This window comes from Arthrobacter luteolus NBRC 107841 (assembly GCF_001552075.1).
GTDB classification, from domain to species: Bacteria; Actinomycetota; Actinomycetes; order Actinomycetales; family Micrococcaceae; genus Arthrobacter_B; species Arthrobacter_B luteolus.
In genome coordinates, this window is the sequence record NZ_BCQM01000002.1 from 490609 (window position 1) to 505023 (window position 14415).

At 67.1% G+C, this 14415-nt stretch carries 15 protein-coding genes and 1 riboswitch; of the genes, 8 read left to right on the forward strand and 7 right to left on the reverse strand.

What is annotated here, in order from left to right:
* Nucleotides 1-106: 106 nt before the first annotated feature.
* Nucleotides 107-1201 carry a DNA alkylation repair protein gene (locus tag AL3_RS06235; RefSeq protein ID WP_066298108.1) on the reverse strand — a complete coding sequence of 365 codons (1095 nt, stop codon included), beginning with the start codon at nt 1199-1201 and terminating at the stop codon, nt 107-109.
* A 63-nt stretch (nt 1202-1264) separates the two neighbouring features.
* Nucleotides 1265-1564, reverse strand: a complete 300-nt coding sequence (locus tag AL3_RS06240; RefSeq protein ID WP_066298111.1) for a hypothetical protein — start codon at nt 1562-1564, stop codon at nt 1265-1267.
* Between the two features lie 334 nt (nt 1565-1898).
* Here AL3_RS06240 and AL3_RS06245 point away from each other — a divergent pair, with 334 nt between their 5' ends.
* The 6 genes from AL3_RS06245 to AL3_RS06270 are packed head-to-tail and all read left to right on the forward strand — an operon-like array spanning nt 1899 to nt 6735.
* On the forward strand, nt 1899-3029 hold the full coding sequence (locus AL3_RS06245) for an ABC transporter substrate-binding protein (RefSeq protein WP_066298112.1): 1131 nt from the start codon (nt 1899-1901) through the stop codon (nt 3027-3029).
* A 2-nt stretch (nt 3030-3031) separates the two neighbouring features.
* The gene (locus AL3_RS06250) at nt 3032-4138 is read left to right on the forward strand and encodes a FecCD family ABC transporter permease (protein ID WP_246168551.1); all 1107 of its coding nucleotides are present in this window, start codon (nt 3032-3034) and stop codon (nt 4136-4138) included.
* Nucleotides 4128-4976, forward strand: coding sequence for an ABC transporter ATP-binding protein (locus tag AL3_RS06255; RefSeq protein ID WP_066298116.1), 849 nt, complete (start codon nt 4128-4130; stop codon nt 4974-4976). The genes AL3_RS06250 and AL3_RS06255 overlap by 11 nt, the downstream gene beginning before the upstream one ends.
* Nucleotides 4973-5659, forward strand: a complete 687-nt coding sequence (locus tag AL3_RS06260) for a hypothetical protein (RefSeq protein WP_066298118.1) — start codon at nt 4973-4975, stop codon at nt 5657-5659. The genes AL3_RS06255 and AL3_RS06260 overlap by 4 nt, the downstream gene beginning before the upstream one ends.
* Complete coding sequence (locus AL3_RS06265; protein ID WP_066298122.1) at nt 5656-6282, forward strand: hypothetical protein; 627 nt, start codon at nt 5656-5658, stop codon at nt 6280-6282. Before AL3_RS06260 ends, AL3_RS06265 begins: the two co-directional genes overlap by 4 nt.
* Before the next feature lie 9 nt (nt 6283-6291).
* Nucleotides 6292-6735, forward strand: a complete 444-nt coding sequence (locus AL3_RS06270; protein WP_066298125.1) for a hypothetical protein — start codon at nt 6292-6294, stop codon at nt 6733-6735.
* Here AL3_RS06270 and AL3_RS06275 read toward each other — a convergent pair.
* Both AL3_RS06275 and AL3_RS06280 read right to left on the reverse strand, forming a co-directional pair.
* On the reverse strand, nt 6719-6898 hold the full coding sequence (locus AL3_RS06275; RefSeq protein WP_066298126.1) for a YegP family protein: 180 nt from the start codon (nt 6896-6898) through the stop codon (nt 6719-6721). The two genes, AL3_RS06270 and AL3_RS06275, sit on opposite strands and share 17 nt — an antisense overlap.
* 147 nt (nt 6899-7045) lie before the next feature.
* Nucleotides 7046-7708, reverse strand: coding sequence for an MBL fold metallo-hydrolase (locus tag AL3_RS06280; protein ID WP_066298127.1), 663 nt, complete (start codon nt 7706-7708; stop codon nt 7046-7048).
* A 305-nt stretch (nt 7709-8013) separates the two neighbouring features.
* Nucleotides 8014-8187: riboswitch (cyclic di-AMP (ydaO/yuaA leader) on the forward strand.
* A gap of 3 nt (nt 8188-8190) precedes the next feature.
* Here AL3_RS06280 and AL3_RS06285 point away from each other — a divergent pair.
* Both AL3_RS06285 and AL3_RS06290 read left to right on the forward strand, forming a co-directional pair.
* Nucleotides 8191-9084 (forward strand): LysM peptidoglycan-binding domain-containing protein, encoded by an 894-nt coding sequence (locus tag AL3_RS06285; protein WP_066298135.1) that lies wholly within the window; start codon nt 8191-8193, stop codon nt 9082-9084.
* Between the two features lie 355 nt (nt 9085-9439).
* Nucleotides 9440-9952, forward strand: a complete 513-nt coding sequence (locus AL3_RS06290) for a CarD family transcriptional regulator (protein ID WP_066298139.1) — start codon at nt 9440-9442, stop codon at nt 9950-9952.
* A gap of 54 nt (nt 9953-10006) precedes the next feature.
* Here AL3_RS06290 and hrpB read toward each other — a convergent pair whose 3' ends face one another.
* From hrpB to AL3_RS06305, 3 genes are all read right to left on the reverse strand, one after another.
* On the reverse strand, nt 10007-12652 hold the full coding sequence (gene hrpB / locus AL3_RS06295; RefSeq protein WP_066298141.1) for an ATP-dependent helicase HrpB: 2646 nt from the start codon (nt 12650-12652) through the stop codon (nt 10007-10009).
* A 61-nt stretch (nt 12653-12713) separates the two neighbouring features.
* Entirely contained in the window at nt 12714-13373 is a 660-nt protein-coding gene (locus AL3_RS06300) for a methionine ABC transporter permease (RefSeq protein WP_066298143.1), read from the reverse strand.
* Nucleotides 13374-14402, reverse strand: a complete 1029-nt coding sequence (locus AL3_RS06305) for a methionine ABC transporter ATP-binding protein (RefSeq protein WP_066298147.1) — start codon at nt 14400-14402, stop codon at nt 13374-13376.
* Between the last annotated feature and the right edge of the window lie 13 nt (nt 14403-14415).

The window sequence follows — 14415 nt, forward strand, 5'->3', positions numbered from 1 at the left end:
GTCCGGGGAATCTGGACTACGTCCAACTTTTTGTCAGAGTATATAAGCCGCATCACAGGAATACCGTCATCGCCGCGACACATTCGGGATTGCGCCACGCCAGCCGCTACAGGCTGACGTCGAATTCCAGCCGTCCGTGACGGACTCCGTTGACCTGGAGTTCCAGATGATGAAGCCCCGCGTAGTGCCGGCGCGTGGTCATTTGATGGAAGGCATGCCGTCCGGACAGCCTGCGCGACTCTCCGGGTTCCAGATCCAGCACGGCCAGCTTGAAGACTTTAGGTGCCGTGGAACCACTGGCCTTCACATAGTGGACTACATAGTCGACGGCCAGTCGGGCAGCAGCCGCGGACCTGTTCGTCAGCACACAATCGAAGCTGAGCACAGCGGGCAGTGTGAGCAGCACCGTCTCCGAGTGCGGGCCCTCCACGGCTACGTCAGCAGGGCGGAAGCCCATCAGTGCCAGCGCATCAGGGTTGGCCTTTTTCACCAGGGTCCGTAATCCGCGGCGGATAATCCAGGCGCTTTCCGGGGTACCGCTTTCCTGCCACCGGGAGGCCAGGGCGAGGACCATTCCCGGTGCGTGCCTGGCCAGGTCGTTGAGGTGGTTGGCCACCGATCGGCGCACATAGTCACTGGGGTCACTGCGCAGGGAATCGAGGATCGGGACGGTGGCGTCCGGACGGTCAGTCAGCCCGGCCACGCGGACCGCCCACGGCAGATAGGGCCGGGTGCCCTCGCTGGCCAGCCTGCGCACGTGCGGATCGGGATCCGCCGTCCAGGCCTGGATCCTGGCCAAAGCCCGGTCCAGGTCCGCACTGAGGAGCCTGCGGATGGCAAACTCACTGGTCAGGCGCGGCGTGAGTTCTGCGAGCAGGTCAAGGCAGTCATCGAAGGCCTGGCTGTCTCCATGAGTCAGGGCCAGCGTGACCGCCGCTTCCGTAACCGGCCAGATGGCCCAGCCACTGAAGGCCGGATCCTGCAAGGCAGTCCGGAAAGCGGCGGCGGCCGCGGAATACTGCGGGAAGATCCCGACGAGCGCGTGCGCCGCGAGGTCGGTCCTCGCCCGCAGCGACAGCGGGCCGAGGAGCGCGGTGGTTTCCAGCAGGGCATCAAATCCCCTGTCCGGGGCGGCGCGCTCCAGCGATTCACAGAGCTCCGCTATCTGCCGGGGGCCCAGCAGGTCATCCATTGCACCCATGCTGCTCCCTGCTGTGGACTCCGGTTACCGGCTTCTCATCCTAGCTGGGGCTGGGTGGCCGGTTTAGCGCTCGGCGTCGGTGTAGCTGCCGCGGCGGCTGCGGGCCGGGTGCCCGGCGGCGGCAAAAGCAGCCACGTAGCTGTCAACGGGCGCGGCCTTCCGGCCGCCGGCAGGACCGTCGAAGGCCGCGGTGTAGTGCCCGCCGGTGGCATCGGCTGGTGCCTGGCCGCGGTCAAACACTGCAACGTAGTTCCCACCAAAGGGACTGGCGGGACGGACCGGTCCCGGAGCGGCCGGAGTCAGCGTGTGGGCTGCGGCCGGGCTGGCGGTACGGGCGGTCTCGGCAAACATGGTCTTGAACAAGGGGCAACTCCTGGGGGTAAAACGGCAGCACCGGGCGAGCCGGCACAGGCTGCGGTGTCTGTCATAGGGAAGGGCGATGCGCTGCCGGCAAGGGTGCGGCGCGCAGTACCCGGGCCGCGATTCCACCTCTTGAGAGGGGATCCGCCGTACTGAACTCCTTGAGTGGAGCAGATCCGGCTGGCGCGGCTTCTGCTAAGACTCTACCAGTTATTCTGAGTCATTCATAAAAAGGGCCGGGACGTGATGGCAATTAGCACACATAAATGTTCGCTAATATGGATCTCAATCACTTAGGTGAGCCTAACCAAACAAGCATGCTGGAGTTCCGTTGCCTTTGCCCTCCCCCGCCCCATCCCTTTCCCGACGCGGCCTGCTCGGCGCAGGAGGCCTCGGCCTGCTGGCGCTCACCTTTGCCGGCTGCTCCAGCCGCGCCACGGTAGCGGACACCGGAGCGGGAACATCCGCAGATGCGGCCTTCTCCGTCACCGACATGCGCGGCGTTACGGTCTCCTTCGACGCTCCCGTCCAGCGCATTGCCACCACCGTCATCCCGTCTCCGTCCATGATCGCTGCGGTCGACGGCGGATATGAGCGGATCGTCGGGATCAACGAATCCACCCTGCAGGCGAATCAGCAGGGTCTCTTCGGTGAAATCTTCCCGGAGTCCAGATCCACCACCACCATCGCGCCCTCCAGCTTCACCCCCAACATCGAGACCATCACCGATCTGGCGCCCGACGTCGTGTTCCAGTGGGCTGATCAGGGCGACGGCCTGGTGGAACCACTGGAGAACGCAGGCTTCAAGACGGTCTGCCTGCTCTACGGGACCCAGGAGCATCTCGAGACCTGGGTGCACCTGTTCGCCGCGATCCTGGGCAAGCCCGAACGCGGAACCGGGATCACCGAGTGGATGCACTCCGAGATCGCCCGGCTGGAAGCTGAGCTGTCAGCCGTGGCGGAGCCGGTGCGCGTAGTCCACCTGGGCCAGTCCGGGGAGGGCTATTCGGCGTCCAACAAATCCTCGTACATGCACTACTGGATGGAGCTGGCCGGCGGGCGGAACATGGCTGCGGACAACGTGTCGACGGACAATACCGTCAGTGCGGAACAGCTGATCGAGTGGGATCCGGAGGTCATCACCCTCGGCGGCTTCGATGCCCGCACTCCCGCGGACGTGTACGCCGACAAGTCCCTGGCCACCGTCTCCGCCGTGCGCAGCAGGCGCGTCTACAAGGCCCCGCTTGGAGGCTACCGGTGGGAGGTGCCCTGTGCCGAGTCTCCGCTGATGTGGCAGTGGGCCGCCGAGCTCTACCACCCCCAGCTCACCGGCCACACCCTGCGGGAAACTCTGCGGGAGAAAATCCGCTACCTCTACAACTATGAGGTGTCTGAAGCGCAGATAGATGCCGCGCTGCGCCTGGATCTGAACCGGAACAGCTCCGGCTACAACGTCTTCGAAGCCTGACGGTGAGCGTAGAGGAACGGGCGGTGGCCCCGGCCGGTGCCCGGGCTGAAGCCCCCGGACGCCGCAGCCTTTTCCGCCGGCACCCGGTGCTCCTCAGCGCCCTGCTGCTGGCCGCCGTCGCTGTGGTCTCGATGGCCGCAGGCCGCTACTGGGTACCTCCGAATGAGATCCTCCGTGTCCTCGCCGGCGAAACGGCTGGGCTGCTGCCCGGCGGAGCGGATCTGGTCCGGCGTACGTGGACCGACCAGGAAGCCACCGTGATTCTGGACGTGCGGCTGCCCCGGGTGCTGCTGGCGTTCCTCGTTGGCGGCGCCCTGGCGCTGGGCGGCGCCTGCCTGCAGGCACTTTTCCGCAACCCGCTGGTCAGCCCGGACATCATCGGCGTCACCTCGGGTGCTTCCTTCGGCGGAGTTCTGGTCCTGACCCTTGGGCTCTCCGGTGCCTGGATGGTGGCCGGGGCCTTCGGATTCGGCCTGGCCGCCCTGGTGATCGTGCTTTTCCTGGGCCGGCTCGGGCAGGGCGGGCGGGTGCTGATGATTGTCCTGGGCGGGATTGTGGTGGCGGCGTTCTTCAACGCGCTGGTTTCCTTTATGACCTACATCGCCGACCCCTACTCCGATCTGCCCTCGATCGTCCATTGGCTGCTGGGTTCCATCGCAGCTGCCAGCTACGGCAAGGTGCTCATTGCCCTGGTTCCGGTCGGCATCGGTGCGCTCGTGGTGCTGGCCCTGCGCTGGCGGCTCAATGTGCTTTCCCTCGGGGATGACGACGCCGCGGCCCTGGGCGTGAACCCGCAGCGCTCCCGGATCCTGCTGCTGTGCGCCGTGGCCCTGATGACAGCCGGAACAGTGGCCGTCGCCGGAGCGGTGGGGTGGGTAGGGCTGGTGGTCCCGCACCTTGCCCGCCTCTGGGTCGGCTCCGACCACCGGGTACTGCTGCCGGTGTCCCTGCTCCTGGGCGGCACGTACCTGATCCTGATCGACACGCTGAGCCGTTCGATCACCAGCAGCGAGATTCCGCTGGGCATCCTCACCGCAATTATTGGCGCGCCGGTGTTCGTCGCACTGCTTGCACGCTCCCAGAAGAAAGCACAGTTCGATGGCAACTAAGACCCTGATCCCGCCTCCGGCCCAACCCACGGCAGACGCCAAGCTGCTGCTGCAGGCAGCCGGCACAGGCTTCCGGTACTCGCGGCTGCAGCCATGGCTGTTCCGCGGGCTGGATTTCACGCTGGAACGCGGAGAGGTCCTGTCCATCCTGGGACCCAACGCACGCGGCAAGACCACGCTGCTCAAGTGCCTCTCCGGCCTGCTGAAACCGGTCGAGGGGACAGTGGAATCCGCTTCTGCGGTTGGCTATGTGCCCCAGGACCACGGAACCGGCCCGGACTTCACCGTTCAGGACATGGTGCTGATGGGCCGGACCCGGCACCTTCGCGCCTATCAGGTACCGCGCAGTGATGACCGCGGCGCGGCAACCGCTGCCATGGAACGCGTGGGGGCAGCCGATTGGGCACTCCGCCGTTACTCCGAGCTCTCCGGCGGGCAGCGCCAGCTGGTGCTGATTGCCCGTGCGCTTGCGTCCGGTTCCGAACTGCTGGTGCTGGACGAACCGGCGTCGGCCCTTGACCTGCGCAATCAGTCGCGCGTACTCACCGTCCTGGCCGCACTGGCCGCGGACGGAATAGGAGTCATCATGACCACCCATCACCCCGATCACGCACTGCATGTTTCCCGCAATGCCCTGCTCTTCGTCGGCAGCCATGACACCCGCTGGGGACCGGTCGAAGACCTCCTGACCGGTCCGGCGCTGTCTGAGGTTTACGGGCTTCCCATCTGCACCCCAACCGTGGGCACCGTCTCGGGGAACCGCACCATTGCTGTTCCCGACTTCGGCCCCACCTGCCGCGGCGGGCGCACCGCCGGCCCTCGAAAGGACCATCCATGACCATCATCCGCCTGACCGGTACAACCACCATGCCCGGGCTCGGCGATCCCGGCTGGCGCGGTGCCATCAGCGACACCGACACCTATGACCTGAACGACCCGGCGAAACGCCGGACCATTCTCTCCTCCGCCGCCCTGATTATCAGCGGTGCAGCCGACCATCTCCTCCTCCACCAGCACCGTGAGCACCTGAGCGGATACGTCCGGGACGGCGGCCGCATCCTGGTCAACGGCCAGGTTGTCCTGCCGTTCATCGACGGGCTGGCGCGCTGGCTCAAGCTGGATTACCGCAGTCCGCAGGATCTTCGCCCGCACGCTTTGGCTGCGCACCCGGTGTGGGACGGCGTTGACCACCGGGACCTGCATTTCCGCACCGGTGTCCCGGGGACCCACTCCCATGCGCGCCTGCAGGACATCGGCGTCGCGGGTTTCTACGGCCGCGGATACCACTCACCGCTGCCGGACGGCGGTGAAGCGGTCACCGGCATCGGACCCAATTCGCTTCCCCTGGACTACACCTATCCGCTGGGCACAGGCGAAGTGCTGGTCCATGGCGGCCTTGACCTCGAAGGGTTCACCGACGAGCGGTACAGCAGCCGCCGGATCGGCCCCAACCTCGTGGCCTGGCTGACCGGTTCCGCTGCTGCCTCCGATGTCCGCTCCACGAAGGAAGTACCTGCATGAGCACCCCCCGCATCGGACTGCTTCACTGCGGCACGTTCCCCGCACTGCGCACCCTGGAAGATCCCGCCCTGCAGCCCTACCGCATCGAGCCGGTGTACCTGCCGGATTCCGATCCCGGTTTCCTGGCGGAACTTGACGTTGTGCTGGTTGGTGACCGGCTGCATGCCGGACAGCGCGCACGCTTCGAACCGGCGATCCGCGAAGCGCTGCAGGATCACACAAAGACGGTGATCGTACTGGGTGAGAACAACGTCGAGAGCTGGCTGCCGGGGGTCGGGTACAGCTTCCGGCCAACTGTTTTCTGGGCCTGGCGGACGGGAACCGACACCGGCACCCGCCTGCGGCTGCCGGAGGACCCGATGTGGGAGTTCTTCACCCGCCGGGCAGTCGACTGGCACCATCACGGCCTGCTTCACCCACCCCAGGGTGCACGCCAGCTGGTCACGATGGAGGAAGACGGAACCGACAGCGGGGCCCTGCTGTACGTGGACGAGGTTAATCAGCCGGCCCGTCTGCTGGTGACGACCATGGATCCGGTGTACCACCATGGTTCCGGCTTTATGCCCGGAGCCACCCAGCTGCTCTACTCGCTGCTGCGCTGGGCGATGTGGGACCGGCGATAGAGTTGCACCATGAGCAATACCCCGGCGCGGGCCCGCAGGTCTGTCTTTCTCCTCATTCCGATCGGCGCCCTGGCGGGCATGGCCCTGGCCATCCTGAACTTCCGGATTAACTACGCGTCGACCGTGGAGTCCCAGGACCTCGGGAGCTACATCCTCTGGACGCTCATCGGCGGCGCGGCACTGGGCGCATCCTTTGCCTGCCCGGCCAGCGTGGTGTCCTTCCTCAGCGCGGACGCAGGGAGGTCACGGCGCTTTAGCGCGGTTGCTGCGGGCGTGGTCCTGGCGGTGTGCTGGCTGCTCTATGTGGGCGTTTCAGCGTCCGGGGGCACGCCGGTAACTGTGCTGCTGCCGGTGGCCGCCGTCGTAACCACGGCGGCCGGCGCCTGGTTCGCGTGGTTCACCACACGGCCTAAGGCACCGGCGGGCGGAGCGGAAGCTACGTCAGGTCCGTGATGTCGGCCCCCGCATTGGAGCGGACCGATTCCACGCCCTTCAATGCTGACGCCTTGGACTTATAGCTCTCCGAGGAGGAAGCAATGACTTCCCCGTTGCCCGCTTTAAGCCGGAACCTGAACCCGCCGGCCTTGTCCTGGTAAACCTCAAATTTTCCTGCCATGACTGCCTCGCTCTACTCGGTTGCAGATGAGCCGGTATCCGGAATGGTACGCGCCGCGGATGCGGCTTGGCAGGGCTGGCGCAATTCTTTCGGGTCTGCCCTGCCAGTGCCGGCGGGGCCTCTGAACGTGTCCGCCGGCGTCCGGCGTTAGTGCGGTCCGCCAATCATCCTCGCCAGCGCATCAGCAGGCGAGGCCACCTCGGCGCCGTGTGCAAAGAGAACGCGTTCCGGCCCAAGGGCAGCAATCCGCTCCAGGGATTCCTCCGCCCGGCCGGCATCTGACATAAATGCGCTGGGCCCCCGGACCACGTGGCCATGCGATGACCCGGCCGCATCCCCTACAAACAGCGTTCCCGTGCCCTCATGGAACAGGGAGATATGCCCCGGCGTATGGCCGGGGGTGGCCAGGATTTCCAGTTCCTGCACCATGGCCCCTTCGCTGATGGGACTTACGTGGCGCGGGGAGCGGATATCCGGGGAATCCGGCCCGCCGGCGTAAATCGCGGCGTGTGGTGCCCGTTCGGCGACGGCAAAAAGGGAGCCAACATGGTCCATATGCAGGTGGGTCAGCACGATGTCGCGGACATCTGACCAATCCCCGCCCAGAGCTTCGACGGCGGCAGCAATACCTGCGTCTGCGTCCGGCATGCCTGTGTCAATGACCACTATTCCCTCCGGTTGAGCTACGGCGTAACAGCGCACATCCATGACCAGCTGATCCGGCCCGGCGACGCCGGCTGGGATCACTACCTCGCGCACCACGTCCTGAACGGGAAGCTGCGCTCCGCGGCCACCGGTTTGCTCACTCATGGCCCCTCCTTCGCTGGATATTCGGCCCTTCCAGCGTATTCCCGCTCTGCGGCATCCGTCGCCGCGTTCCGCAAAAATCCCCGGTCCCCACCCCGGATGGACCGTCTCCAAACAGCAGCGCGGGCCGCAGCGCGCGGCCGGTCCAATGTGGCCGCTGTGACTAAAGAAGAAAGCACACTTCCCATTACCAGAGTGACTGGCCACACACAACAGCAACACGGCGTCGTTACCGAATTGCAATGCAATCTCTATTCCATGTAGTGTCCTTGGCATGCCGCGATACTGATGCGGCGTCCTTGGCTTGTTACCTAACTCTGCCGCTGGCCAAGGTCCCCTTTTGCAATACGACGGCAGGGGCGGGGGACCCAATTTTTTGGATCCTTTGAATCCTTGGGGTTAAGCCGACCGGTTCAGTCCGGCGGCCGGGTGACTCCCATCCGAATCCGACAGCTCACCTCGCAGGTATTGGGAGAGGTAATTCCTTGTCTATCAATAAGAACCGCGGACGCCACCGCTCAAATTCCAACATCTGGACGACTATCGCCCAGGTCTCACCGGCAAAGGCACGCACCTTCGGCGGAACCGCCGCAGCCGTTGTTGCCGGCTCCGGGCTCATGTTCGGCATGGCCGCCCCGGCCCAGGCCGGCGTTGTAGCCAACGATCCCGCCCCGGCGGCTGCCGCAGCTGCCGCAGCTCCTGCTGCAGCTCCCGCCGCAGTCACCGTGGCCGAAGCTCCGGCCGTGGAAACCGCATCCACGCACACCGTGGTCGCGGGTGACACCCTGGGCCAGATTGCTGCCACCTACGGCGTCTCCCTGGACAGCATCTTCGCGCTCAACGGCCTGTCGATGTCCTCGATCATCTACCCCGGCGACGTCATCACCTACGCCGGCACTGCTGACATCCAGCCCGCCGCCGCCTACACGCCGGTGGAAACCGCAGCCGTGGTCGAAGCTGCTCCGGCGGCCGCGACGTACACGGATCCGGGAACCTACACGGAATACAGCACGCTGAGCACCCAGGTCACCCCGGCTGCTCCCAGCGTCGGCACCTCCGCCATTGGCCAGACCATGGTGAATGCGGCTTACTCGCAGCTCGGTGCTGCCCAGGACTGCACCGTGCTGGTTGAGGTGGCTCTCCGCGCCGCCGGCCACTCGGTTGGCGACCTGGCTCCGGCCCAGCTTGCCGCTTACGGCACCCCGGTGTCTGATCCCCAGCCCGGCGACATGGTTTACTACGCCGACGGCGGCATGGGCTTTGCCCACATCGCCATTTACATCGGCGACGGCCAGGCCATCCACAGTGGCTGGAACGGCAACCAGACCGTTATCCAGTCCGTGAACGTCGGCTCCGGCCCGGTTTACTACCGCGCATAACTGAACCGCCGCGGACGGTCCGGTCCGCTGGTTCGAGAAGCACCCCGCCTGGTAACAGGCGGGGTGCTTCTGTTATGCGGCTCTGTGGCGCCCACCGGACCTCTCACCCGGAACCGCTCACCGAAGTGTCCCCCGGTTTCGGGGACCACGCCCAGCAAGTCGTGAAATAATAGTCAGGTCAGACCCGCGGCTTTCCGGCGCTTTCACCCATGTGGAGCGCCCACGGCCGCGCTTCCGTCACGACTGTCACCGGAATCCGGGCAAGTGGCGGGACGAGCGTCCCACACAGGCCCCTGCACAGTGCAGCGGTCCGCGGCTGCCGGGCCCGGCTTCGATCCAGCCAGAGGTAAACACATTGACGTTTAACGTAGGTCAAACCGTAGTCCACCCCCACCACGGCCCGGCCACCATCCGCCGTCTGGCCAGCCGCAAGATCCGCAGCGTCGAGAACGAGTACCTGGTACTTGAAGTGCATGCCAACAAGCTTGAGGTTTGGGTTCCCACCGCCAAGGCCCAGGATGTGGGGCTGCGCCCGGTCCTGAATTCACCGCAGCTGGAAGAACTCATGGAAATCCTCAGGGCTGCCGCGGACGCCGAGGAGTCCCAGTGGTCACGGCGTTTCAAGGAAAACACGGAGCTGCTCGCCAGCGGGCGGATCGCAGACGTAGCCCGCGTGGTCCGCAACCTCACCCTGCGTTCCCTGGACAAGGGACTCTCCCACGCTGAGCGGGACATGCTCCGGCATGCCCGCCGGCCGCTGCTCACCGAGATCTCGCTGTCCCTGGGAGTCAGCGAAGAGGAAGCCTCGGCGGTGCTCGACGGCGTCTGGGCCGGTTCGGGCACCTCACTGGCCGAACCGGTTACCTAAGCTCCGGATCACCTCCGGAGGTCCGGGTTACCGGCTGCCGCTCCCGGAGACGGGTCAGCCCGGCGCCCGGAACCCGCCCTGGGATCTGGCCTTGGTCCGTGCCGTTGCGGCGGCGGACCAGGGATCTTCCGGCCAGGGATGCTTCGGGTAACGCCCGCGCATCTCCGCACGCACCTGATGGTAGGGACCAGCCCAGAAAGAGGCCAGGTCGTCGGTGACAGCCAGTGGCCGGCCAGCCGGGGAAAGCAGATGGAACAGTACCCTGACCCGGCCGCCGGCGAGGGTGGGCGACCCTGCCCAGCCGAAGCATTCCTGGAGTTTGACGGCCACCACCGGCCGCCCGCCGTCGTCGTCAGGTTCCGGGTAGGCCACCCGCACCCTGGAGCCGCTGGGCACCTGCAGCCGTTCCGGCGCCAGTTCATCCAGCCGCGCGGCCTCCGGCCAGGGCAGCAGCCGCCGCAGCGGCTCAGCCAGATCGATTCCGGCGGCGCGTTCTCCTGAGGCCAGCGCATCCAGCTCCGGTCCGAGCCATTCATCCAGGCGTTCCAGGAGCGCTGGTTCGGAGACATCGGGCCACGGTGAGCCAAGTTCACGGTGCAGCAGGGCCAGCCGCCGGCGCAGGGCCTCTGCCGCCGGGGACCAGCCAATCAGTGCCAGGCCCTTGGCGTCGAGCGCGGCTGCGACGGCGGCCCTGCCCTGGGCCGCCGTCGCGCGGACCGGTGTGGAAACCAATTCAATGGCGCCGAGCCGGCGCTCCCGCCGTGCGTTCACTCGCCCGCCGGCAAATTCAGCTAAGACACTCTCCGTGAGCAGATGCGCGGCCGCCGCCTCAGCCGTCCCTGCCTCCAGCGGTGCTGCTGCGCGGATGACGGCGCCGGTGCCCGCGGCTGCGCGGCCCTCGGCCCGGGTGACGTCGGCGACGGCAAGCCATTCGGAGCCCCGCAGCGGACTGTCCGGCGGCAGCCCGGCACGCGTTCCGGAGGCCAGGAGGTACTGCTCCCCCGGGCTCCCTGCCACCCGGCGCGCTACACGGGCGGGGAAAGCCAGCGCAATGATGAATCCCGCTGCCTCGCCCGGTTCCAGCCGGTGGTCCAGCCTCACGCCCCCTTCCGCCGGTTCCACGGCAAACCGTTCGAGCCGCCGGGCCTCCCGGGACCAGGCCCGCGCCCCCGGATCCGCGCCGGAGCGGAGCCTGGCCAGTTGCCGGACCAGATCCGCCCCCGGAGCGCGGAGGTCCCCGGACACCATGGCGGCCACCTCGGCCGCGGCCCGGGCTCCGAGAACTGGAGCCCCGTCCACCAGCGCACGGGCAAGCGGCGGATCTACCGGAATGCGGGCCAGGGCACGGCCGGACGCCGTGGCCCGGCCTTCCTCGTCAACGGCGCCGATCGCGCGGAGCTCAGCCTCTGCATCGGCCATCGCGGCCGGCGGCGGCGGTTCGGGAAGGTTCAGTCCGCGCCCGCCGGGAGTCCCCCAGCAGGCCAGGAGCAGGGCTGCGGCGGTGAGGTCCGCCGTGGCGATTTCCGGCGTCTGCTGCGCCGGCGCTGCGGCATAAGCTGCCTCGGGATAGGCCCGGATCACGGTCCCCGGGCCCTGCCGGGCAGCCCGCCCGGCCCGCTGCTGCGCCGAGGCCCGCGAGCAGCTCACGGTCACCAGGCCGGACATTCCGCGGGCGGCGTCCCGCCGCGGTTCGCGGGAGAGTCCGGAGTCCACCACCAGGCGGACGCCCGGCACGGTCAGGGAAGACTCAGCGAGCGAGGTGGACACGATGATGCGCGGCCGGGCGCCTGCCGGCCGGCCCGAGACGGCGCGGTCCTGTTCCGCTGCCGGCACCTGCCCGTGCAGTTCCAGGACATCGACGGCTGCGCCGGACGCCTGCCGCAGACTGGCCGCGACAGCGGACACTTCGCGGGCACCCGGCACAAACACGAGGGCATCCGCCTGCGGGTCGGCCGCCAGCGCCCGGGCGTGCCCCGCCGCGGCGGTCCGCGCCAGTTCACTGAGGTATGCCCGGGTCACGCCGCGCTCATCGAGCCGCCGGGCAGCCGGGGGTTCCCAGCGCACCTCGAGCGGGTAGAGCGCGGACGGGCAGTCAATCACCGGGGCGGGCCCGTCCGGACCGCCGATCAGCGAGGCAAAGCGGGCGGCGTCCAGGGTCGCGGACATCGCGACGAGCACCAGGTCCTCCCGCAGCTGCCGCACCTCAGCCAGCAGGCCTACCAGCAGGTCGGTTTCCAGGCCCCGTTCATGGACCTCGTCAAGCACGACGGCGGCGGTGCCCTCCAGCGCCGGATCAGCCAGCAGCCGGCGCAGCAGGATACCGGGAGTCACGAACTCCACGATGGTTCCCGGCCCGGTGTGGCGTTCGCCGCGCACGGTGTAACCGGCAGCTTCGCCCACGCTGGAATTATCGAGCGCGGCCAGCCGGCGGGCGGCAGCCCGGGCCGCCACCCGGCGGGGCTGCGTGACAATGACCCTGCCTGGTCCGGCGCTGGTGAGGTTTGCCACCAGCGGCGGAACCAGGGTGGTTTTGCCGGTGCCGGGCGGTGCCTGCACAACCGCGGTGCGGCCGCCGGCAGCCGGATCCAGCGTCAGGGCGAGATCCGGAAGCGAGGCGGCAAACACCAGTCCCCGGCCGAGCCGGGACAGGTCGAAGGGTCCGTCCGGGAGTGGACCGGTAGCCGGCCGTGGGGTGCTCACCCCACTATTCTCTCCTGCGGTTCCGCCCGGGGTGACGCCGGAGGGCGGCCCGTCCCGTGCGCTAGCGCCGCAGCGCCTTCCGCGCCGCCTGGTTACCCAGGAACTGCACCAGCTGGACCAGCACAATAATCACGGCAACCGCGGCCCAGGTCACCACCGGGTTGAACTGCCGGTAGCCGTACTGGATCGCAAAGGTGCCCAGGCCTCCGCCGCCCACGTAACCGGCCACCGCCGACATATCCACCAACGCCACGAAAACGAACGTGTAGCCCAGGATGAGCGGGCCCAGCGCCTCGGGAATCAGGATGGTCAGGATGATCCGGCGCCGCCCAGCCCCCACGGAGCGGGCTGCTTCGATGACCCCGGGCTGCACGGTCAGCAGGTTCTGCTCCACGATCCGGCTGATGCCAAACGCCGCCGCCAGGGACAGGGTGAAGATGATCGCGTTGTTGCCAATTCCGCTGCCCGTGATCGACCGGGCCAGCGGCTGGACCGCGGGCAGGAAGATGATGAAGGGAATGGGGCGGAAGACGTTCACCAGCACGTTCAGGGTCCCGAAGACCGCCCGGTTCGCCAGCAGCGCTCCGCTGCGGGTGGTGTAAAGGCCCAGGCCGATCAGCAGTCCGCCCACTCCGCCGAACAGCAGGCTCAGGCCCACTATGTAGAGGGTTTCTCCGACGGCCGTCCACAGCTGGGGCGTCAGGGGAATCAGTTCTTCCATTCAGCTCAGCTCCGTTACCTTGATGCCTGTGCCTACCGAGGCGAGTGCGCCGTCGATCGCCTGGTCCGCTCCCTTGAGCGCCAGGGTGAGATGCCCGAAGGCGCGCCCCGAAATGTCATTGATGCCGCCGTAGATCAGTTCAAATCCCACACCGGCTGCGGCAAGTTCAAGGAATACTCCGGCCTGCGCCTCGTCGCCGTCACGGAAGGACAAGGTGACAATCCGGCCCTCGTGGCGGGACTTCAGCGAGGCAAGCTCATCCGGTGACGGAATGCCCCGGACCACGGTGGAGACAAATTTCTGCGAAGATTCGCGGAGCGGATTGGAGAAGACTTCAAACACTTCGCCCTGTTCCACGATCCGGCCGCCATCCATCACGGCTACCCGCGTGGCCAGGTTTTTGATCACATCCATCTCATGGGTGATCACCACAATGGTGATGCCCAGTTCCCGGTTGACGCGGCGCAGCAGGGCCAGCACCTCGTGGGTGGTTTCCGGGTCCAGCGCCGAGGTGGCCTCGTCTGCCAGCAGGATTTTGGGCGACGCGGCCAGCGCACGGGCTATGCCGACCCGCTGCTTCTGTCCCCCGGAAAGCTGCTCGGGGTAGCTTGATGCCTTGTCCGAGAGCCCGACGAAGGCGAGCAGTTCCTCCACCCGCGCTGCGATTTCCGGCTTGCTCCGCCCGGCCACGCGGAGCGGGTAGGCGATGTTGTTGCGGACGGTCTTGGAATTGAAGAGGTTGAACTGCTGGAAGATCATGCCGATGCCCAGGCGCAGTGACTTCAGCTTCCGCTCGGAAACCCCGGAGACCTGCTGCCCATCCACGGTGATGCTGCCGGACGTGCTGGTTTCGAGGGCATTGATGAGCCGGACCAGGGTGGACTTACCCGCGCCGGAATAGCCGATGATGCCGAAGATCTCCCCGGTCTCAATCTCGAGGTTAATGTCCTTCAGCGCGGCCACGGCGGGTTCGCCCTTCCGGGCCGGCGGATAGGACTTGGAGACGTTCTGCAGTGAAATGAGGGCCATGAAGGTTCCTTGT